This is a genomic window from Terracoccus luteus (assembly GCF_003635045.1).
GTDB classification, from domain to species: domain Bacteria; phylum Actinomycetota; class Actinomycetes; order Actinomycetales; family Dermatophilaceae; genus Terracoccus; species Terracoccus luteus.
This window is the reverse complement of the sequence record NZ_RBXT01000001.1, coordinates 2,916,937-2,937,268: the sequence shown is the minus strand read 5'-3', so window position 1 is coordinate 2,937,268 and position 20,332 is coordinate 2,916,937. Positions and strand designations below refer to the sequence as shown.

Genomic DNA, 20,332 nt, shown 5'->3' with positions numbered 1-20,332 from the left:
CTGTCCCCTGTCTCACATCGTGTTGTCGATGATCCAGCGCCACGCGCGCTGCTTCAGCTTGTTTCCGGCGCCGAGGGCAAGCCTCTCGTCGCGATCCTTCGTGAAGTCGCCACGCTCGCATGCGTCCGACTCGTTGTCGATGAAGTCGCAGAGAAGCCTGAACGCGTTTGCCGCATCGTCGCAGCGATCCATTCGTGAGGGCAGCACGTTCCCCGGGTGTCGGAAGACCGACTCGTTTGGCTCAAGGTCTCGACCTTCTGAGGTCTTGGGTCGGAGTGTGGGGGTCTCGCCCCATAGTTCTTGGATCAGGGCGCGAGTGTGACGCGGGCTCCAAAGGGTATCGGCCAGTCTGCCCCATAGGGGAGGCACCTCGGACAGATACCGTTCCAAGAGAGAACTGTGCTTACCCGCGCGCTTTAGGCTTTCCCGCACCTTCCCGACGTGCGGCACGGCGCTGGCTGAGTTTGTCGATGAGGTGACGAAGATTGTGCACATGGATCGGCTCGCCTCAACCACCTGGAACCGCACTGCGCCTTCGCCGCCATGAGAGTTGTAGGCCAGCAGGCAAAGGGCTTCGTTCTCGTCGCGAGTCACGCGTATGACAAACAGAGTGCGCTCGTTGGTACGCCCGAACGACGCGGCCGCCACGAGTCTCGCCTGCGGGTCGATGCGATGGGCCATGGACACTGCGGCATCGGCCACCTCGTCGTTGTCGGCGGGAACGTAGGCGGTCGTCACGATCGACATGACTTGGTCGCTGTCGGGACGAACCAGCGCGTTGTAACCGTTCACGCGTCGGACTTGCCCATCTTGAGTAGGTGCCGACACTGGCCTCGCCTCCACTGGCCACGCGAGTCTGGCCACATGCAGCATTGGGCCAATCTCCTTGGGAAGCGAGTCATCCGACCATAGGTCAGCGGAGGTCCCCCTCCGTGCGGCGAAGCGCATGAAGGGCGGAGCAGGTAACCGCTCGACATGCCGCCTGCGATCGCGGTCCTGATAAAACTCGCCGGGCTTGGAGTCACGGAAGCTAACCATGGACAGCGCCTCAGACCCGTTCTTCCAGTGTCTCAAAGAAGTCGTCGTCGACGCGGTGGAGCACAGCCGTGAAGTCCGGCTGGACTCCGACCGCATACTTCAGGAGCAGCTCGCCGAGCCGATCGCCATCGATCGGGATGATGCGGGCGCCAACACGCTCGGCGTAGTCCAGCGCCTCGCGCGTGAACGGACACGTCGCCATAAACACGCCCCGGTCGGCCTGCTGCCCATGGAGGGCACCCACGAACTCCTGCATCAGCGGACGGCCCACCGTCCGATCACGCGCATACCGTTTCGCCTGCACGTAGATCCGATCCAACCCAAGCGGGTCTTGACTGATCACCCCATCGATGCCGGCGTCGCCCGACTTCGCCGTGGACTCGATGGCGCCTGCCGTCCCGTAGCCCATCGCGCCGAGGAGGTCGAGGACGAGTCGTTCGTAAGCCGCCGGGCTGAGTTCCATGACGCGGTCCAGCAGGTCGCCGGTGACCGCCGCGCGATGCGACTTCGAGGCAACCTCGATGACCTCACGCGGGGACAGGTCGCTTTCGGACTCCGTCCAGCCTGCGCTGGGCGGCGTCGCCGCAGCCTTCGAAGGCCGGGTGCGCCGTTTGAACGCCTGAAACTCCTCGAACTCCGCCAGGTGCGCGTTGCCGATTGGACCGTCCACCGATGCGACAAGTGCCCGACCGCGGTCGGTGATCTCCGCGACAGCCCGCTTCGGTCGGCGAACCGCGCCGGCCTGGACGAGATACGTCACCGCCCAACCAGCGCGGTTCGACAACACCGGCTGGCCGCTGTCAATCATCTCGGAGCGATCCTCCTCCGTGAGCGAGAGTCGGTCCGCGACGAGGACGACGAGGTCACGGAACTGTTGCGGCCCGAGCGCCTCCAGCGTCTCAAGCACGGGCCGCATCATCGTCTGGTAGTCGGGAACTGTCACGCCACGCCCCGTCCCCACACAGCTGAAGGACTCAGATCTCCTGACACCGCTGCGGTGATAAGAACGCGCTTTCGCTCGTCGAGGAGGGAAATCGACTCGGAGAGAACGGACAGCGATTGTGCTGCGTGTGCGGCAAGGCGCTCGGCCTCGAGTCCAAGGACAGCTTGCCGCGCTAGGTTCGGCGTAGGAATCAGGACTCGGCGCAGGTCGCCGATGTTGATGCCCTTAACGGTAGCCCCAGTGACCATCCGTTGGATGGCGCCCTGGACTGTCGGAGTCGCCAGCACCCAGCGAAGCCAACGCGGGTCACACTGGAAGGGGGCGATCCGCGCTGCATCCTGAGTGATGTTCGCGCCGTCGAGTTCAGAAGGCACGACCGCCAACTCGCCGACGCTCCCCCGGATCGCGATCAGAATATCCCCGCCTACCAGCCGTGACCGGGGATATCCCGCTTCGATCTCGGGGCTAGTGCGATTGAGCTCATCCCGTGACATCCGGTGCGCTGCCACATCGCCGCCCTTGACGATGGGAACGCCGCCTGGGAAGTCAGGCCCGGGAAGCACAATGCCGTACTGCACAGGCCGGGCTGGATCGGTCAACTTCTGCAGCGGTACCGTGTCCGCAGTATCGCTGACGAGAACCTCCTCCAAGCCTGCCCGTACGCGCTCTTTCACCAGCCCGATCTGTCGGCGGCGTTCGCTAATCAGGAGGTCGATCAAGCCGATTTGGTCGTCGAGGAAGTTCGCGATCCGTCGCTGCTCCTCGGTCCGAGGGAGAGGCACGGGGAGGTGCGTAATTTCTGCCGCGTCGACCCTCTGATGGCTTCTCGTCACACTCTTCACGAGCGAGTCCAACCGTTGACGAGTCGACTCGCTCTGCAGGACGTAGAGCAAGAACCGCGTATCGACGGAATGCGGGCGGAGCGCAGCGAACTCGGTTGATGCGATTGTGGCGCCAGGCATGTGGCGATCGACCAGAGCGATCCGCGCCTTCCTGGGATTGAGCCGACCTATCAGAACGTCACCCTTCTGAACTGCGAGCTTGGCTGACAAAACAGTCTCGCCCAACTCAAGTGATGGCAATCCCCTCTCCTCCAGGGCAGGGATTGAGTAATGCAGCACCTCCGAGGGCAGTTGCTCCGCGCTCACAACCTCGCGCACCGGTGGGGCAACGCTCCAGAGAGGAGCAGACCGCCACCTCATCGTGCAAGCCCACTGAGTAGCTTTTGGATACGACCTTCGGTTTCTGCGAGGTCGGCGTCGATCTCCGCAAGAGGGCGCGGCGGGACGTATTCGTAGAAGTGGCGGGTGAAAGGAATCTCGTAGCCGATCTTCGTCCGGGTGAGGTCGACCCAGGCCTCGGGGACGTAAGGCTTGATCTCCGCGTCCATGTGGCGTTCGGCGTCCTTGTCGAGCACCTTCTGCCGCTCGTGCTCGGGCAGCGAGAGGAGCCCGCTCGGAAACGGGACGTTCTCCTGGTCGCGCAGATCTGTGTCCGCGACAGGCTTGCCACGGACCGTGACTACTGGGGCTTCAGGATCGGCGACGGCGCTGAGCTTCAGGAGTTCGTTGATCACCCCGATCGGCACCCCGGCACCCATGTTCCCCGTTAGGGCCGCCTTGCAGTCCCTCTCGGTAGTGAACTCCGACCCAACCTTGTCGCCGTACACAGCCCGAACGGACTCGAGCGCGGCGACATTTGGTGTGGCTACTGCATCGGGCCACTTGGCCCAAGCCTTCGAACGCGCAAGCCGTTCGAGGGTCTCGTCGGTGATAACCCAGCGTCGGCGCGTGGGCTGCTCTACCGTGACGCGCTGGTAGCCGAACGCCTCTCGGTCAAAGACCTTGACCCGCTTGTCCGTCCCTTCGAGCGTGATCGCTTCGTCGTAGAGCCGGGTCAGTTCGGTGATCTGGGCGTCGGTGATGTACTTGCGCTTGTCGCCCAGCGACTTCCGCATCTTCTCGAACGACTGACGAGCGTCCAGAAGCACGACCTTGCCGCGCCGCTCAGGGGCCTTGCGGTTCGACAGCACCCAGAAGTATGTCGAGATCCCCGTGTTGTAGAACATCTGGTCCGGGAGGGCGACGATGCCCTCGAGCCAGTCGTTCTCGATGATCCAGCGGCGAATCTCGGACTCACCACCACCGGCCGCGCCGGCGAAGAGCGGGCTGCCGGAGAAGACGATCGCCAGCCGCGAGCCGCCGGAGCCATCGGCAGCGACAGGCTTCATCTTGCTCAGCATGTGCATGAGGAACAGCAGGGACCCATCCGAAGAACGCGGCAGTCCCGGCCCATAGCGGCCGCGGAACCCGAGGGCGTTGCGCTCGGCGACGATTGGGGCCTGGTACTTCTTCCAGTCCACCCCGAACGGCGGGTTGGCGAGCATGTAATCGAACCGCTCCCGCTGGTGTCCGTCGTCATCAGTGAGGGAGTTCCCCAGCACGATCCTGCGAGGATCTTGTCCCTTGATCATCAGGTCAGAGCGGGCGATCGCCCAGGTCTCGGGGTTGAGCTCCTGGCCGTAGGCGTGCAGCTCTGCCTTGTCGTTCAGGTGCTTCAGATGGGCTTGGGCGACGGTGAGCATGCCACCTGTGCCGCAGGCGGGATCGTAGATCGTTCGGATCGGTTTGGCGCCGCGCAGCGCGTCGTCGTCCTCGGCAAACAGGATGTTGACCATGAGCTTGATGACCTCACGCGGGGTGAAGTGCTCACCGGCGGTCTCGTTGCTCATTTCCGAGAAGCGGCGGAGCAGCTCTTCGAAGATGTAACCCATCGCGTCGTTGGAGACAGACTTCTCCGTCAGGTCGAGTTCGGCGAACTTGGCCGTCACTTGGTAGATCAGTCCGGCCTTGTCGAGCCGCTCGATCTTGTCCGCGAACCCGTACCGCTCGAGAACCTCTGAGGCACCTGGGGAGAAGCCGGCGATGTAGGTCTTGAGGTTCTTTCCCACGTTCGCCGGATCGTTGAGCAGCTTCGTGAGGCTCAGTGGCGACACGTTGTAGAAGTCATGTCCGGACGTGGCGCACAGGATGCTTTCGACGTTGGCGACCTTGCCCTCCAGCGCGAGCGCCCGTGCGACGACCGCGTCCTTGGTCGGCGCCAGCGCGCACTCCAGCCGGCGCAGAGCCGTGAACGGGAGGATCACCTGCCCGAACTCGTGCGCCTTGAAGTCGCCACGGAGCAGATCGGCGACCGACCAAATAAAGGAGACCTTGTCCCCGAACCCCTGTACCTGCATGCCGTCCTCACCTTTGGCCGTGCTCGACATTGGGACCATATCGGAGAGGCGGACATCCGGAACCACGAGCCGTGCACCCACGAAAACCGACACTTGGCGATGAGAACTTTGACGCCTGGATCAAGCCCCTCCTCCGCCCGAAGGGGGGTGGGGTCCGCGGCCAAGTGGGAAGGGGGGGGCACGGACGCGCGCGTGCGTGTAGGTCGCCGCAGAAACCACACGAAGGGGTCATGTCGCGGGCACCCAGTTGCCAAAGCCCTGGGCTTGGCGGGCCAATCGGATGGCTTCACGCATGCGGTTGACGGGATGCCCAAGGAGGTCCCGCCAGAAGCCACGCGTGGGGTGGACGAGACGCCCCCCGTTGGCGGCGAGGTACCGCTCAGCTTCGGGCCAGAGCTGTGACATGAGCCCATGGGGCGGCTCGCAGGTCTTCATGCCGTACGCCAGTGTGGGGATGCGGCCGTCAGTGGGGACCTCGACGGACCGCACGTCACAGACAGGCCCCATACTCGCGGCGATCGCTGCGGCAGCGATGTCACCGCGCGACGGATCAGCTCCGTGCGACCACAGATGGACGTGGTGCTCCGGCGAGGCAGGATCAGGGTCCGGCTCCACGTGCCACGCGTACTCCAAGGGCAGATCCCGGCGGGTGAGCACCCTGCGGAAGTACGTCATCCGGGACTGAATGGTCGCCCAAGTCCTGCCGACATGCGTCAAGGTGATCAGCCGGTCCGGGCGTGCGAGGCCGATGGCGCCGCCAACTCGGAGGGCCACCGGCCAGACGCACGCGTAACAGGAAGAGTCGAGACACCGGCCGCGGGTTACCTCCCCTGTGCGGAGGTGTCTCATGAGGAAGTCGCCACTGACAGGGCAGACGGGCCAGCGGTCGCGCACAGGAGTGGTTGTCTGTGATTCACCGTAGAGATCAAGAACAGTGGCCCTCGCGGGCCTTCCCATCAGGGCGGTCTCTCCGGTAGGCGGGAAGGGGATGTCGTGCGGGGCAGCAACGGGCGAGAGGGCAGCACACGCAAAGCCGCTGGTTGCAGGGGAAGTAGAGATCACGGGGGTGTCCTTCGACTCTGTGAGGCGTCGGCGCGGGTGCGCCGGCGCGGGGCAGAGTGGAAGGGCGTGAGGGTTAACGTCGCTTCCTGGACGACGAAGGGCCCTCCCCGGTGCGGGGAGGGCCCTTCCGTCTCACGTCGGCGAGGTCAGTATCCGAACCTGTCGGGGTTGAGAGGCCGCGCGGCTGGTCGTCGTCCGTTGGCGATGCGCTGGTCCGCCTCCGACTTCTCGAGCATGACCTTGCGGCCAATCTTGACGCTCGCGATGCGCTGCTGCTTGATGAGTTGCCTGATGAACTCAGGCTTCTGGTTCAGGTAGCGCGCGAACTGCTCCACCTCCCAGAGAGGATTCGGGTTGTGCCACGGCGCCGACGAATCATCCTGCAGGACAGCGCCTTCGCGATTCCAGTCGCTGGACTCCTCGATCGTGGAGGCCATTGCGGTGTTGTGATTCTTCATGATCTTCCTCGCTGTTTCCGACGCCTGTGCTGGCCGGGTGTCGGAAGACTGAGGGCTCTCTCGGCTTACTGTCGCGCCGTCGGGAGTGGAAGGGTCAGGAGGCGACCGTCATGGGCCCCAGCCGCTTCGCGATCTCACGATCCGCGGCTTCGGAGCTGTGCTGGTATCGCATGGCTGCGGCGACGGTCGTGTGCCCGAATCGCCGCTGCAGGTCGGCCAGAGTGGCTCCGGTCTGAGCGGCCAAGGTTGCCCCGGTATGCCGGAGGTCGTGAAAGCGGAGGTCATCACGGCCTGCGGAGGCCGCGGCGCGGCGGAACCACACGGTCCGCCCTGACGACGCTAAGGGACCCCCAGTGCTGGTGGTGAAGAGCAGCGCATCAGGTCCGGGCGCCGTGAACTCGTTCATGTGTCGTTGAACCGCTTCGCAGACGTGAGCCGGCAGGTACACCTTGCGATAACCCGCGTCGGACTTAGGTGGACCGAACGACAGCTTGCCCTGCACGGACAAGAGCGTGCGCTCCACGACGACGAACCCAGCTTCCACATCCACGGCTCGTCGGTCGAGAGCGAACACCTCACCCGCGCGAAGTCCGCCCCACGCGGCGATGAGCACGGCCGCCTGATAGCGCGGCGGCGCTGCCGCGGCTATCGCTGCTACTTCTTCGGGCGTCGCAGGTGTGCGCTCTGGAGCTTTCGCCGTGCTGGCGCCCTTGATCTGGCAGGGGTTCGACGCGATGAGACCATCAGCCACGGCCTGCTCGAGGATGGCGTGCAGCAGGCGGTATGCCTGCGCCGCCTGGGCACTGCCCTCACGGCCGCTGATCTTGGGTGGAGGCAGCAGGGCTGGGCGACCGGCGCGCTCCCAGTGCTGCCGCACGGACGCGGGTACCCGGCCAGTGGGCTTGACCGAGATCCCTTGCGCCTCGGCCCATGCGCGCAGGGCACGGTTCCACCGCGTGCTGCCCTCTGCAGCGGGCGCCTTCTTGGCCAAGGCGCCCGCCCGCGAGGTGGCCACGACCCATGAATGCCACCGGCGGACGACGAGCGGGGTGATCTGGCTCAGCTGCTGGTCACCGAGGGCGACGCCGCGCCCGCTCCCAAGGTCTGCCCCCGCACGCATGATGAAGCGTTCGGTGAGGCTTGTATCGAGTGCCCGAGTGCTCGCACGCAGGTTGTGATCCATGACGAGCCATGCATGGACGTAGTCGAGGAGGGACTCGCTGCCTGTGCTCGGGTGTCGCCACAGGCCCAGCGTCAGCTCGGCCTCTCGCCGAGCAAGCCAGCGGTCGGCTTCTCGCCTCGTGGCGAACGTGTCTGGAGCGTTCTCCATCTTGCCGCCGCCGGGCGGGGTGTAGCGCGCCTGCCAACGGCCGGACTTTAGTGGGCGAGGGCTGCCGAAATTGCGCTTCTTGGGTGCCACGGGGTGCTCCTGGGTGCGGGGGTCATCTGACCCGCACATCTGGCACGATCTGGCACGTTAGCGTCGCGCTGTGCCCCAAGTCACCGCCTGCTCAGGGACCAAAACAGCCACTGACCTGCGCATATGACGTGGAGCGAGCGACGGGAATCGAACCCGCGTATCCAGCTTGGGAAGCTGGCGCTCTACCATTGAGCTACGCTCGCGCGGCCCTCGGGACGGCGCCCGTGAGCGTCGGCCGTGAGGTCCGAGTCGAGAGTGTAACGGACCGTCCGAGAGCCCCGAACGGCCCCCGGACCCGCCTTCAGGCCCACGCGATAGCCTCGACCCGTGCTGCTCTCCGACAGGGACATCCGCGCCGAGGTCACGGCCGGGCGCGTCGCCCTCGACCCGTGGGACGAGGCGATGGTCCAGCCCTCGAGCGTCGACGTGCGCCTCGACCGCTACTTCCGCCTCTTCGACAACCACAAGTACCCGTACATCGACCCGGCCGCCGAGCAGCCCGAGCTGACGCGCCTCGTCGAGGTGGGCGAGGAGGAGGACAGCTTCGTCCTGCACCCGGGCGAGTTCGTGCTCGGGTCGACGCTCGAGACGGTGTCGCTGCCCGACGACCTCGCGGCACGCGTCGAGGGCAAGAGCTCGCTGGGCCGCCTCGGCCTGCTCACCCACGCGACGGCCGGCTTCGTCGACCCGGGGTTCTCGGGTCACGTGACCCTCGAGCTGTCGAACGTCGCGACGCTGCCGATCATGCTCTACCCGGGCATGAAGATCGGCCAGCTCTGCTTCTTCCGCCTCAGCAGCCCGAGCGAGCACCCCTACGGCTCGGGCCAGTACGGCTCGCACTACCAGGGCCAGCGGGGCCCGACCGCGAGCCGGTCGTTCCAGAACTTCCACCGCACGCGGGTGTGAGCGGCCTCCTGGCCCGCGCGGGCCTGCACCGCACCGAGGGGATGCCGGTCGCGACCCTGCACTGGCACGCCGGCCCCGCGCACGCCGGCGTCGTCGTGCTCGTGCTGCACGGCGGGGCCGTCGAGGGCCGACAGCGCAACCGCCCGTGGTCGCACAACGTCGCCCGCCTCGTGCCCTTCGCGCGCGCCTTCGCCCGGATGCCGGGTGACGCGGCGGTCGCGCGGCTGACCTTCCGCCACCGCGGGTGGAACGGGCCGGAGCAGGACCCCGTCGTCGACGCACGGTGGGCGCTCGCGCAGGTGCGGGCCACGCACCCCGGCGTGCCGATCGTGCTCGTCGGCCACTCCATGGGCGGGCGGGTCGCGCTGCACCTCGCCGACGAGCCCGACGTGCGCCTCGTCGTCGGGCTCTCGGCCTGGATCGAGGACGGCGACCCCGTCCCGTCGGGCACGAGCCGCATCGCCCTGCTGCACGGCGACCGCGACATCCTCTGCCCGCTGTGGATGGCCCGGGGGCTCGTCGAGCAGCTCGGTGCCGACCGGCATCCGGCCGCCCTCGTGCGGATCGCGCGCGCCGACCACGCCATGCTCGTGCGGGCCCGCCTGTGGACCGTGATCGCCGTCGGCACGGTGCAGGCCGCCCTCGCCGCCGAGCTCGGCGTGCCCTACGAGCCGCCGGCCGGGCCGGTCGGCGCCGCCGTCACCGTCGCGGCCCTCGGCGAGGGCGTCGTCGACGTCTGACCCGCGGCAGGGTGCTCGTCAGGTGTCGAGCCAGGGATCGGTGATCTCGCGCAGCCGGGCGAGGGTGGCGTGCAGCTCGTCGAACCTCTGGTCGCCGAGGTGGGCCCGCCACTGAGCCTCGACGCGCGCCTCGACGGTCCGGGCGAAGCCCTGCGCCTCGACCCCCCGCGCCGACAGGCGGACGAGGCGGGCCCGGGCGTCGTCGGGGTGCGGGACGCGCTCGACGTAGCCGATCGACTCCAGCTGGTCGACGAGGTAGGCGGCGGTCTGCTTCGTCACCTGGGCCGCCGCGGCGAGGTCGGTGACGCGAGTGCCGTCGGGGCCGATGCGGGCGAGCAGGCGACCCTGCGCCAGGGTCGCGGGGAAGCCGTGCGCGCGGGCTTCGGTGATGATCCGGTCCTCGAGGTGGCGGTGGGCCACGAACATCAGCACGCCCACGCTGGGGGTCTCGGTCACGGCATCCTCTCGCGACCTCTTGACAGAGGTCGTCAGTGTCTCTGACCATATGGTCAGTCACTCTGACGATATGACGGAGGCGGGCGATGGACAAGGACGAGTCGTGGGCCGTGATCGACGACGTGCGCGTAACGGTGGCCGACCTGCTCGAGGCGCTCGACGACGACGGCTGGGCGAGTCCGTCGTGGTGCGACGGCTGGACCGTGCGCGACGTCGGGGCGCACCTGTCCATGGCCGCGACCATGGGCACGCTCGAGACGATCCGGTGGGTGGTGGCGGCGCGGGGCAGCTTCGACCGGATGATCGACCTCGCCACCCGTGACCGGGGGAAGCGGCCGACCACGACCATCGTCGCCGAGCTGCGGGGCACCGTCGGCTCACGGCGACTGGCCCCGACGACGACGTGGCGCGACCCGCTCATCGACGCCCTCGTGCACTCGCAGGACATCGCCCGACCGCTGGGTCGTGACCTGCCCCTGCCGCCGGAGGCGGCCCGCGAGGCCGTCGAGTGGGTCTGGCAGCGCCGGGCCCCCTTCCACCCGGAACGGGCCCTGGCCGGTCTCCGGCTCGTGGCGACCGACACCGGCTGGACCCGAGGGGAGGGGGACGAGGTGCGCGGCGAGACGGGTGAGCTGCTGCTGCTGAGCACCGGTCGCCCGATGTCGGCCCTGGGCCTGGACGGCCCCGGGGTGGCGACGCTCGACGCGCGTGGACCGCGCTGAGCAGAGGCACGTGGCGTTCGAGACCGATTTGTGAGGGCGCGCGTGCGAGAGCCTGTCGGTGCCGCTGGGTACGTTGGTGACCATGATCCGCTTCGACGGCGTGACCAAGTCCTACGCGTCGGCCGCGAACTCCGGTTCGGTGGCGGTCGACGACCTCACTCTCGAGGCGCCGACCGGGCAGATCACCGTGCTCGTCGGGCCCTCCGGCTGCGGCAAGACGACGACCCTGCGCATGGTCAACCGCATGATCACGCCGACGAGCGGCACGATCTCGATCAACGGCACCGACACGGCCTCGCTCGACACGGCCGAGCTGCGGCGCGGCATCGGCTACGTCATCCAGCACGCCGGCCTGTTCCCGCACCGCACCGTGCTCGACAACGTCACCACGGTGCCGCGGCTGCTCGGCACCGACAAGGCCACCGCCCGCCGCCGGGCCATGGAGCTCATCGAGCGGGTCGGCCTGGACCCGTCGATGGCCAAGCGCTACCCCGCCCAGCTGTCGGGCGGCCAGCAGCAGCGCGTCGGCGTCGCCCGAGCGCTGGCGGCCGACCCGCCCGTCATGCTCATGGACGAGCCGTTCTCGGCCGTCGACCCGGTCGTGCGCGAGCAGCTGCAGAACGAGTTCCTGCGCCTGCAGGGCGAGCTCGGCAAGACCATCCTCTTCGTCACCCACGACATCGACGAGGCCGTCAAGCTCGGCGACCAGGTCGCGGTGCTGAGGGTCGGGGGCAGGCTGGCCCAGCTGGCGCCGCCCGAGACGCTGCTCGCCGACCCGGTCGACGACTTCGTCGCCGGCTTCGTCGGGCGCGACCGCGGCTACCGGGCTCTCGCCTTCGCCGACGCCCCCGAGCTCGAGCTGCGGCGCGAGACGACGGTGCGGCTCGGTGCGTCGGTCGACGACGTGCGCTCCGCCGGCGACGACTGGGTGCTGGCCGTCGGCGACGACGGCGAGCCGCTCGGGTGGGTGCGCGTGGCCGCGGTCGAGCGCGAGGTCACGCGCGACCTGCTGCAGCGCGGCGGCACCGTGGCCACGAGCGACGGCTCGCTGCGGGCCCTGCTCGACGCCGCCCTCAGCTCGCCCAGCGGTCGCGGCGTCGTCGCCGACCCCGACGGGCGGCTGCTCGGCACCATCACCGCGTCCGAGGTCGTGCCCGTCATCGAGGCCCGCCAGCGCGGGGCCGCGCGTGTTATCGCCACCGGGCCCACCGGCATCCGTCACGTCGACGGCGGCACGACGTGACCTGGGCCCTCGACCACCTCGGTGACATCCTCACCCGCGCCGGGCAGCACGCCTGGCTGGCCGGCCTGCCGCTGCTGCTCGGCCTCGTGATCTCGGTGCCGCTCGGCTGGCTGGCCGCCCGCACGCCGTGGATCCGAACGACGCTGCTGACGGTCACCGGGCTGCTCTACACGATTCCGTCGCTCGCCCTGTTCATCCTGTTGCCCTCCTTCCTCGGGACGAAGATCCTTGACCCGATCAACGTCATAATCGCCATGACGGTGTACACCGTCGCGCTGCTCACCCGTACCGTCGCCGACGGGCTCTCGTCGGTCGACGCGAGCACCCGACAGGCCGCGGTCGCCATGGGTTACAGCACCTTCGGGCGCTTCCGCGCCGTGGACCTCCCTCTCGCCGTCCCGGTCGTCGCGGCGGGGCTGCGGGTCGCCGCGGTGAGCAACGTCAGCATCGTCAGCGTCGCCTCGCTCATCGGGATCTCGCAGCTCGGCTACTTCCTCACCGACGGTTACGCCCGCTCGTTCCCGACCGAGGTGTGGGTCGGCATCGTCGCCTGTCTGCTGCTCGCCATCGTCTTCGACCTCGTCATCCAGGGGCTGGCCCGGCTGCTCACGCCGTGGACGCGGGTGACCGCATGATCACCGCGGCGACCATCTGGGCATGGTTCACCGACCCGGCCAACTGGGAGGGCGGTGACGGCGTGCCCGCCCGGGTGCGCGAGCACCTCGTCTACACCGCCCTCACCCTGCTCATCGCCCTCGTCGTCGCGGTGCCGCTCGGCGCCGTCGTCGGTCACACCGGCCGCCTGCGTTGGCTCGTCACCGTCGCGAACGCGGCTCGCGCGATCCCCACCCTCGGCCTGCTGTTCGCGGTGTCGATGATCGTCTCGCCGTGGTTCACGAGCAGCCTCGCCTTCACGGTGCCGAGCATCGTCGTGCTCGTGCTGCTCGCCATCCCGCCGCTGCTGTCGGGCACCTACTCCGGCATCGAGAGCGTCGACCCCGCTGCCCGCGACGCCGCCCGGGGCATGGGCATGACCGGGTGGCAGGTGCTCCGGTCGGTCGAGCTGCCGTGCGCGCTGCCGCTGTTCCTGTCCGGCCTGCGCAGCGCCACCCTGCAGGTCATCGCCACCGCGACCATCGCGGCGTCGGTCAGCCTCGGCGGCCTCGGCCGCTACCTCATCGACGGCCTCGCCTCACGCGACTCCCTCCAGATGGTGTGCGGGGCGATTATCGTGGCCGCCCTCGCCCTCGTCGCCGACCTCGTCCTCGCCGCCCTCGAGCGCTACGCAGTGTCGCCGGGAATCTCCGGTCGTGCCCAGCGCGTTGCCCGCACCAGGCGGGGGCTGCACCGGGGCGAGGCGGCGTCGACGGCGGCCGTCCCCTCCAAGACCGCCTGACGCCCCGCCGTCAGATCCTCACGCACCGCTCACCCGTCCGGACGCCCGTCCGGCCGCCGTCGAAAAGGACACCACCATGAATCGCACGCGCACCATCACCGCCGGCCTGCTGCTGGCAGCGGTGGGTCCGCTCGCCGCCTGCGGCGGGGGCAGCGACCCGCTCGCCACGCCCTCCCAGGCCGGGGGCGGCTCGACGGCGGACTCCGGCACCATCACGGTGGGCTCGGCCGACTTCCCCGAGGCGACCCTGCTCGGCGAGATCTACGCGCAGGCCCTGGAGAAGAAGGGTGTCAGCGTCAAGAAGCAGTTCAACATCGGCAGCCGCGAGACCTACCTCAAGGCCATCACCGGTGGCGAGGTCGACGTGCTCCCCGAGTACACCGGGTCGCTGCTCAACTTCTACAACAAGGACGCCAAGGTCACCTCGCCCGACGAGGTCTACGCCGAGCTGCAGAAGGCGCTGCCGGCGGGGCTCACGGTGCTCGACAAGTCGGCTGCCGAGGACAAGAACGCCATGGTCGTCAGCGCCGACACGGCCAGCCAGTGGTCGCTGAAGTCCATCGAGGACCTCGCGTCGCACCAGAGCGAGCTGACCATCGGCGCCCCCGCCGAGTTCAAGACCCGCCAGCAGGGCCTCGTCGGCCTCAAGTCGGTCTACAACATCGTGCCGAGCGAGTTCCGCGCCCTGCAGAGCCAGGCCGCCGTCGACGCCCTGAAGAACGGCCAGGTCAAGGCGGCCAACATCTTCAGCACCGACCCGTCGATCGCCGCGAACAAGTTCGTCGTGCTCGAGGACCCCAAGAGCCTCTTCGGCTCCGACAACATCGTGCCGCTCGTGCGCGACCAGTCGGCCGACGCGGTCAAGGGTGTGCTGAACCAGGTGTCGGCCAAGCTCGACACGAGCTCGCTCGCCGACATGGTCAAGCAGGTCGTCGTCGACAAGAAGGACGCCAGCGAGGTCGCCAAGACCTGGGTCGACGGCGCCGGCATCAGCTGACGGTCACCACGTGCGGAGGGGTCGGTCCCAGCGGGGCCGGCCCCTTCCGGCATCCTCGGCCGGCATCCTCGGCCGGCATCGTCACGTGGTGGCGCGGTGACGGGGGAATGAACCGGCCACGAGAACGGTTCTCATACCCGAGCGGGCGGGAGCCCGCGGACGAGAGGAGCCACTCATGGCCAAGCACACCGATCTTCGCCCCGTCATCACCATGCGGTCGACCGCGGGCACGGGGTTCGCCTACACGACGCGCAAGAACCGTCGCAACCAGCCCGACCGCCTCGTGCTGCGCAAGTTCGACCCGGTCGCCGGCGCGCACGTCGACTTCCGCGAGACCCGCTGACCGGCATCCGCCACGTCTGACGCGACGACGCAGACGGCCCCTCCCCACACGGGGGAGGGGCCGTTCGCGTGTCCGGCCGGCCGCAGGGAGGCGGGCTCGGCGGTGGCGGGCTCCGTACGGGCGGCGCTGTCGGCCGTCACGCGCACCTCGCGCGACGTGCCGACCTCGGATGCCGCCGTGGTCGCCGCCGTCGTCGTCGTGGCCACGGCGTCGTCACGCACGTACAGCGAGGTGACGGTGATGCAGTCGCGCAGCAGGTGCACAAGCCGGTCGTCGACGTCGGGCGTGCAGGCCGTGGCGACGCTCTCGACGGCCAGGGCGGCGAGCTTGGAGGTCGCCCGCTCGCGCAGGGGCTGGCCGGTGGTGCCCGCCTGGGCCATGAAGCGGCGGGCCCACCGCTCGGCCGCGGGGGCGTGGTCGAAGGCGTGACGGGAGCCGGCGCTCAGCTCGGCGCCGCGGGCGACGGCCGGGTTGAGCGAGACCTCGGCCTGCAGGATGGCGATGGCCATGAGGTTCTGGCGTTCCTGCGAGGCGACGGGCAGGGCCGACTGCGCGGCGCGCAGCACGATGGCCGCGTCGACGCGCGGATCGGTCGGGTAGAGGCCGATGACGTCGTTGATCATCGGCGTCAGCCGCTGACGGGTGCCGTTGTCGGCGAGGTCATTGACGCAGCGAGCGACGGTCGCGAGCAGCGGGTGCGTGCAGGCGGGGTGGTCGCTCCACTTCTCGCCGGCGAGGAAGGAGGCCATCTCCATGAAGCACGCGCCACGACGGGCGTTGCGGTGGCGGCCGCGTGACAGCACCGGGACGCCGTCAGGAACGGAGGTGGGTCGTCGCAGCATGGTGGGTTCCTCCCAGACGTCGTGTGCCTTAATCCAGCATGCGCGCCCGCGGGCCGTTGCGCCAGAGGTGCTCCACAGGGGTGGGGTCCGGTGAGGTGCGCAGTGAGGTGCGCAGTGACGTGGGAGGCGACGCGTGGTCAGGGGGCAGTACGTCGGCGGTCAGGTCGCGCGGGTCGCGTCGGGGCGTGCCGGGCACGCACCCCAGAGACCGCGCTTCTCGCGTTGCGCCTGGGCCTGGGCTTGGAGGTAGGTCGGCGTGCGCACGCTCGGGCCGGCCGACGGCAGGTGCAGCTCGGTGGCCCAACCGCCCCGGATCATGAGGGTCGCGACGTCCCGGCCGCCCACCTCGACGTACGCGAGGCGCCGGCCGTACCGGTCGAACATCGGTGCCCGGGGGTCGTCGACGAGGGTGACCGTCGTGCCGGCGAGGAGACGCCTCAGCTCTGCCGCCGCCTGCGGGCCGTAGCACTCGGCCTTCGCGACGCCGTGGGCGATCTCCGGTGCGTTCAACCCAATGATGCGCACGTTCGCGAGCTGCGCTCCGGTGGCGTCGTCGATCGAGAAGGTGTCGCCGTCGCTGACCCGGCGCACGGGGTAGCGTCCCGCCTTCACGGGGGCGAAGGAGGGCGGGGTGTACGTCGAGGTGGGCCGCGGTGAGGCGGGTCGCGTGCTCGTGGGCCCGGGTGGGGGTGGCTTCACAGTCGTCGGCTTCACGGAGGTGGGCTTCGCAGTCGTGGGGTGCGGCGTCGCGGATGCCGTGGGGCGGGCGTCAGCACTCACGAGGTCGTCCGGCGTCCGCGAGGTCCACCACCAGAAGCCGCCGGCCACCACGACGACGAGCATCGAGATGATGCCGTCCCTCGCACTGGCCCGGCGCGTCGCCATGTAGAGACGCTAACGCGCTCAGGCGGGGGCGGGCTCCGGCTCGGGTGTGTTCGCCTCGGCGTCCTGCTGACCGTCGTCGCGGCGTCGCACGGCCGCGAGGAGCATCTGGGCGACGTCGACGACCTCGACGGCATCCGTCGCCTTGCCGTCCTGGATGGCGGCGTTGAGGCCGTCGCTCAGCATCACCTTGCAGAACGGGCAGCCGATGGCGATGCGGTCGGCGCCGGTCGCCAGCGCCTCCTCGGTGCGGTTGGTGTTGATGCGGGTGCCGAGCTTCTCCTCCATCCACATGCGCGCGCCGCCGGCGCCGCAGCAGAACGAGGTCTCCTTGCTGCGCTGCATCTCGGCGTACTCGACGCCGGGCAGGATCTGCAGCAGGTCGCGCGGCGGGGAGTAGACCTGGTTGTGGCGGCCGAGGTAGCACGGGTCGTGGTACGTGACCTTGGTACCGGTCGAGGCGGCCCCGGTCAGCGTGCCGGCCTCCGCCGCCTCGTCGGGCCGGGCCACCGGCGTGAGCCGCTTCTCGCGGACCAGCCGGTTGAGCAGCTGCGTGTGGTGCAGCACCTCGTAGCGGCCGCCGAGCTGGGGGTACTCGTTCTTGAGCGTGTTGAAGCAGTGCGCGCACGTCACGACGATCTTCGTGGCGCCGACCTCGTTCAGGGTCTCGACGTTCTGCTGGGCGAGCATCTGGAAGAGGAACTCGTTGCCGGCCCGTCTGGCCGAGTCGCCGGTGCAGGCCTCGCCGTCGCCGAGCACGGCGAAGGTGACGCCGGCGGTATGCAGCAGCTCGGCCACGGCACGGGTCGTCTTCTTGGCGCGGTCCTCGAAGGCGCCGGCGCAGCCGACCCAGAAGAGGTAGTCGACCTCGTCCAGGTCCTCGATGTCGGCGCCGACCTGCTTGACCTCGAACGGGAGGTCCTTGGCCCAGTCCATGCGCAGGCGCGGGGCGAGCCCCCACGGGTTGCTGTTCTTCTCGAGGTTCTTGAACAGGCCGTTGAGCTCGGAGGGGAACGCCGACTCGATGAGGTTCTGGTAGCGGCGCATGTCGACGATCGCGTCGACGTGCTCGATGTCGACCGGGCACTGCTCGACGCAGGCGCCGCACGTCGTGCACGACCAGAGGACGTCCTCGTCGATGACGGCGTCCGGCCCGTGCGGGTTGTAGGCCTTCAGCGGCTCGGTGATGTCGTAGCCGGTCGAGCCGATGAGCGACTCGGTGGCGACGGCGCCGCGGGTGGCGGCCCCGAACGCGCCGGCGTCGGCGGCCTCGATGCCGGCGGCGCGCACCTCCTCGCTCGCCAGCAGCCACGGCGCCTTGGCGTGCGCGTGGTCGCGCAGGGTCATCACGAGCAGCTTGGGCGAGAGCGGCTTCTCGGTGTTCCAGGCCGGGCACTGGCTCTGGCAGCGGCCGCACTCGGTGCACGTCGAGAAGTCGAGCAGGCCCTTCCACGTGAAGTCCTCGACCTTGCCGACCCCGAGGGCGGCGTCCTCGTCCAGCTCGTCGACGGCCTCGAAGTCGAGCGGCTTGCCGTCGACCTTGATCGGCTGGAGCTCGCCGAGGCTCGTGCGGCCGTCGGCGTGGCGCTTGAAGAAGATGTTGAAGAAGGCGAGGAAGCGGTGCCAGGCCACGCCCATCGTCGGCCGCAGCGCGATGGTAATCATCCAGGCGAACGAGATGAGGATCTTCACCGCGGCGACGACGACGATGGTGTTCTCGAGCGCCGAGACGCCCATCCCGGAGAAGAGCCCACCGAGCCAGGCGGTGAGCGGGTAGTGCACGAGCGTCGCCTCGCTGACGGCGCTCGACGCGGCCGACGGGTCGGCCGCCACCGCGTCGGCGAGGGCGTACTCGAGACCGCGCAGCGTGAGGATGCAGAGCGTGACGCCGAGGATGGTCGCCTCGACGTAGTACGCCTGCCACCAGTTCGAGCCGAAGAAGCGGCTGTCGCGCCCGTCGCGCCCGGTGGCCGAGCGCGGGTGCCGTCGCTGGCGGATGACGATGAGGGCGAGGATGCCGAGCAGCCCGGTCCACGCGAACAGCTCGGTCACCCACTCGTACGGCGGGAAGTGGCCGACGAGCGGGAGCGCGAAGTCGGGCTTGAAGAGCTGACCGAAGGCGTTGACGAGGGTGAGGAAGAGGACCCCGAAGCTCACCATCGTGAACCAGTGCGCGACCGCCACGACGGGCAGCCGCGACATGCGCGTGTGGCCGAGGAACTCACGCAGCAGGGTGCGGGTGCGGGCGCCCTTGTCGTCGCTGCGGTCGTCGGGCTGACCGAGGCGGAACGTCGCGACGAACCGCACCACGGTCTTGGCCATCAGGGCCACGGCCACGGCCGTCACGGCGATGCAGACGACCGCGGCCACGATCTGGAGGGCGCTCATGGCCGCAGTCTACGGTCTGGTGAGCAAGCGCTTAGTGGATGTGACGCGGCTCGCGGCCCGCTGGCTTCCGGCGGCCCGCTGCCTTCCGGCGGCCCGCTGCCTCCCACCCGTGGCGATGCCGGCCACGCGACGACCGCGGGGGCCCCTGGGGGCGGCGCACCGGCATCCGCGACGTTCGGATGCCGGTCCCGGGCCACCGTCGATAACGAGATGTTGGAATACTCATAACGACGACCCCGTTGTCGCCGACAATCGAGCCGACCACGGCCCGCGCCGCCGAGCGGGGCCACGCACCACCGAAAGGGCCACTCATGCCGATCCACGACGACGTCACCCAGCTCGTCGGCAACACGCCGCTCGTGCGCCTCAACCGCGTCACCGACGGCGCGAAGGCCACCGTCGCGGCCAAGCTCGAGTTCTACAACCCGGCCAACTCCGTCAAGGACCGCATCGGCGTCGCCATCATGGACGCCGCCGAGGCGAGCGGTGAGCTGAAGCCCGGCGGCACCGTCGTCGAGGCGACGTCGGGCAACACCGGCATCGCGCTCGCCATGGTCGGGGCCGCCCGGGGCTACCACGTCGTGCTGACGATGCCCGAGTCGATGAGCAAGGAGCGCCGCGCGCTGCTGCGCGCCTTCGGTGCCGAGCTCGTGCTGACCGACCCGTCGCTCGGCATGAAGGGCGCCGTCGCGAAGGCCGAGGAGATCGTCGCCGAGCGCGGCGGCGTGCTGGCCCGGCAGTTCGCCAACGAGGCCAACCCCGAGATCCACCGCCGCACGACGGCCGAGGAGATCTGGAAGGACACCGACGGCGAGGTCGACATCGTCGTCGCTGGCATCGGCACCGGCGGCACCATCACCGGCATCGGGCAGGTGCTCAAGTCGCGCAAGCCCTCGGTGCAGATGATCGCGGTCGAGCCCAAGGAGAGCCCGATCCTCAACGGCGGCCAGCCCGGCCCTCACAAGATCCAGGGCATCGGCGCGAACTTCGTGCCGGAGATCCTCGACACCGAGATCTATGACGAGGTCATCGACGTCGACGCCGAGACCTCCGTCGCGTGGGCGCGCCGCGCCGCCACCGAGGAGGGCCTGCTCGTCGGCCTCAGCTCGGGTGCCGCCGTCGCCGCCGCCGTCGAGGTGGCCCAGCGCCCCGAGAACGAGGGCAAGACGATCGTCGTCATCATCCCCTCGTTCGGCGAGCGCTACCTTTCGACCATCCTCTTCGAGGGCCTGGTCGACTGACCCGTGAGCGCCGCCCG

At 69.1% G+C, this 20,332-nt stretch carries 18 protein-coding genes and 1 tRNA gene; 9 read left to right on the top strand and 10 right to left on the bottom strand.

From position 1 onward, the window contains the following. Positions 1-12 precede the first annotated feature (12 nt). From DFJ68_RS13350 to DFJ68_RS13315, 7 genes are all read right to left on the bottom strand, one after another. Positions 13-792, bottom strand: a complete 780-nt coding sequence (locus DFJ68_RS13350) for a DUF932 domain-containing protein (protein WP_170165773.1) — start codon at positions 790-792, stop codon at positions 13-15. Between the two features lie 256 nt (positions 793-1,048). Next, the gene (locus DFJ68_RS13345) at positions 1,049-1,981 is read right to left on the bottom strand and encodes a restriction endonuclease (protein WP_121035372.1); all 933 of its coding nucleotides are present in this window, start codon (positions 1,979-1,981) and stop codon (positions 1,049-1,051) included. Next, the gene (locus DFJ68_RS13340; RefSeq protein WP_170165772.1) at positions 1,978-3,141 is read right to left on the bottom strand and encodes a restriction endonuclease subunit S; all 1,164 of its coding nucleotides are present in this window, start codon (positions 3,139-3,141) and stop codon (positions 1,978-1,980) included. The genes DFJ68_RS13345 and DFJ68_RS13340 overlap by 4 nt, the downstream gene beginning before the upstream one ends. 38 nt (positions 3,142-3,179) lie before the next feature. Next, a complete protein-coding gene (locus DFJ68_RS13335) occupies positions 3,180-5,249 on the bottom strand; it encodes a type I restriction-modification system subunit M (protein ID WP_245963647.1) in 2,070 nt (689 codons plus the stop codon). A 1,178-nt stretch (positions 5,250-6,427) separates the two neighbouring features. Beyond that, complete coding sequence (locus DFJ68_RS13325; RefSeq protein WP_121033922.1) at positions 6,428-6,739, bottom strand: helix-turn-helix domain-containing protein; 312 nt, start codon at positions 6,737-6,739, stop codon at positions 6,428-6,430. A 94-nt stretch (positions 6,740-6,833) separates the two neighbouring features. Continuing rightward, a complete protein-coding gene (locus DFJ68_RS13320; protein WP_170165771.1) occupies positions 6,834-8,159 on the bottom strand; it encodes a tyrosine-type recombinase/integrase in 1,326 nt (441 codons plus the stop codon). Between the two features lie 129 nt (positions 8,160-8,288). Next, positions 8,289-8,362, bottom strand: a tRNA-Gly gene (locus tag DFJ68_RS13315). 124 nt (positions 8,363-8,486) lie between these two features. On the opposite strand from DFJ68_RS13315, the gene dcd reads away from it, so the two are divergent. Beyond that, positions 8,487-9,065, top strand: coding sequence for a dCTP deaminase (dcd, locus tag DFJ68_RS13310; protein WP_121033918.1), 579 nt, complete (start codon positions 8,487-8,489; stop codon positions 9,063-9,065). Continuing rightward, positions 9,062-9,805 (top strand): alpha/beta hydrolase, encoded by a 744-nt coding sequence (locus tag DFJ68_RS13305; RefSeq protein ID WP_245963646.1) that lies wholly within the window; start codon positions 9,062-9,064, stop codon positions 9,803-9,805. The genes dcd and DFJ68_RS13305 overlap by 4 nt, the downstream gene beginning before the upstream one ends. Positions 9,806-9,823: 18 nt before the next feature. Here the strand turns inward: DFJ68_RS13305 and DFJ68_RS13300 are convergent, their stop codons facing one another. Further along, positions 9,824-10,261 (bottom strand): MarR family winged helix-turn-helix transcriptional regulator, encoded by a 438-nt coding sequence (locus DFJ68_RS13300; protein WP_245963645.1) that lies wholly within the window; start codon positions 10,259-10,261, stop codon positions 9,824-9,826. A gap of 86 nt (positions 10,262-10,347) precedes the next feature. Between DFJ68_RS13300 and DFJ68_RS13295 the strand changes: the two genes are divergently transcribed. From DFJ68_RS13295 to rpmG, 6 genes are all read left to right on the top strand, one after another. Beyond that, entirely contained in the window at positions 10,348-10,983 is a 636-nt protein-coding gene (locus tag DFJ68_RS13295) for a maleylpyruvate isomerase family mycothiol-dependent enzyme (RefSeq protein WP_121033916.1), read from the top strand. Between the two features lie 82 nt (positions 10,984-11,065). Further along, entirely contained in the window at positions 11,066-12,226 is a 1,161-nt protein-coding gene (locus DFJ68_RS13290) for an ABC transporter ATP-binding protein (RefSeq protein WP_121033914.1), read from the top strand. Continuing rightward, entirely contained in the window at positions 12,223-12,861 is a 639-nt protein-coding gene (locus DFJ68_RS13285; protein ID WP_121033912.1) for an ABC transporter permease, read from the top strand. The genes DFJ68_RS13290 and DFJ68_RS13285 overlap by 4 nt, the downstream gene beginning before the upstream one ends. Further along, a complete protein-coding gene (locus DFJ68_RS13280; RefSeq protein ID WP_121035368.1) occupies positions 12,858-13,622 on the top strand; it encodes an ABC transporter permease in 765 nt (254 codons plus the stop codon). The genes DFJ68_RS13285 and DFJ68_RS13280 overlap by 4 nt, the downstream gene beginning before the upstream one ends. 76 nt (positions 13,623-13,698) lie before the next feature. After that, entirely contained in the window at positions 13,699-14,619 is a 921-nt protein-coding gene (locus DFJ68_RS13275; RefSeq protein ID WP_121033910.1) for an ABC transporter substrate-binding protein, read from the top strand. Positions 14,620-14,794: 175 nt separating this feature from the next. Further along, entirely contained in the window at positions 14,795-14,962 is a 168-nt protein-coding gene (rpmG, locus tag DFJ68_RS13270; protein WP_121033908.1) for a 50S ribosomal protein L33, read from the top strand. Between the two features lie 1,001 nt (positions 14,963-15,963). Here rpmG and DFJ68_RS13265 read toward each other — a convergent pair. Next, a complete protein-coding gene (locus tag DFJ68_RS13265) occupies positions 15,964-16,689 on the bottom strand; it encodes a thermonuclease family protein (RefSeq protein WP_121033906.1) in 726 nt (241 codons plus the stop codon). A gap of 18 nt (positions 16,690-16,707) precedes the next feature. Then, a complete protein-coding gene (locus DFJ68_RS13260; protein WP_121033904.1) occupies positions 16,708-19,074 on the bottom strand; it encodes a (Fe-S)-binding protein in 2,367 nt (788 codons plus the stop codon). A gap of 311 nt (positions 19,075-19,385) precedes the next feature. Here DFJ68_RS13260 and cysK point away from each other — a divergent pair, with 311 nt between their 5' ends. Continuing rightward, positions 19,386-20,315 carry a cysteine synthase A gene (gene cysK / locus DFJ68_RS13255; RefSeq protein ID WP_121033902.1) on the top strand — a complete coding sequence of 310 codons (930 nt, stop codon included), beginning with the start codon at positions 19,386-19,388 and terminating at the stop codon, positions 20,313-20,315. Positions 20,316-20,332 lie beyond the last annotated feature (17 nt).

Excerpts from the sequence above, each read along its gene's own strand:
- DFJ68_RS13335 (WP_245963647.1), bottom strand. The coding sequence starts at position 5,249 with ATGTCGAGCACGGCCAAAGGTGAGGACGGCATGCAGGTACAGGGGTTC.
- DFJ68_RS13325 (WP_121033922.1), bottom strand. The coding sequence starts at position 6,739 with ATGAAGAATCACAACACCGCAATGGCCTCCACGATCGAGGAGTCCAGC.
- DFJ68_RS13295 (WP_121033916.1), top strand. The coding sequence starts at position 10,348 with ATGGACAAGGACGAGTCGTGGGCCGTGATCGACGACGTGCGCGTAACG.
- DFJ68_RS13290 (WP_121033914.1), top strand. The coding sequence starts at position 11,066 with ATGATCCGCTTCGACGGCGTGACCAAGTCCTACGCGTCGGCCGCGAAC.
- DFJ68_RS13280 (WP_121035368.1), top strand. The coding sequence starts at position 12,858 with ATGATCACCGCGGCGACCATCTGGGCATGGTTCACCGACCCGGCCAAC.
- DFJ68_RS13275 (WP_121033910.1), top strand. The coding sequence starts at position 13,699 with ATGAATCGCACGCGCACCATCACCGCCGGCCTGCTGCTGGCAGCGGTG.
- rpmG (WP_121033908.1), top strand. The coding sequence starts at position 14,795 with ATGGCCAAGCACACCGATCTTCGCCCCGTCATCACCATGCGGTCGACC.
- DFJ68_RS13265 (WP_121033906.1), bottom strand. The coding sequence starts at position 16,689 with ATGGCGACGCGCCGGGCCAGTGCGAGGGACGGCATCATCTCGATGCTC.
- DFJ68_RS13260 (WP_121033904.1), bottom strand. The coding sequence starts at position 19,074 with ATGAGCGCCCTCCAGATCGTGGCCGCGGTCGTCTGCATCGCCGTGACG.
- cysK (WP_121033902.1), top strand. The coding sequence starts at position 19,386 with ATGCCGATCCACGACGACGTCACCCAGCTCGTCGGCAACACGCCGCTC.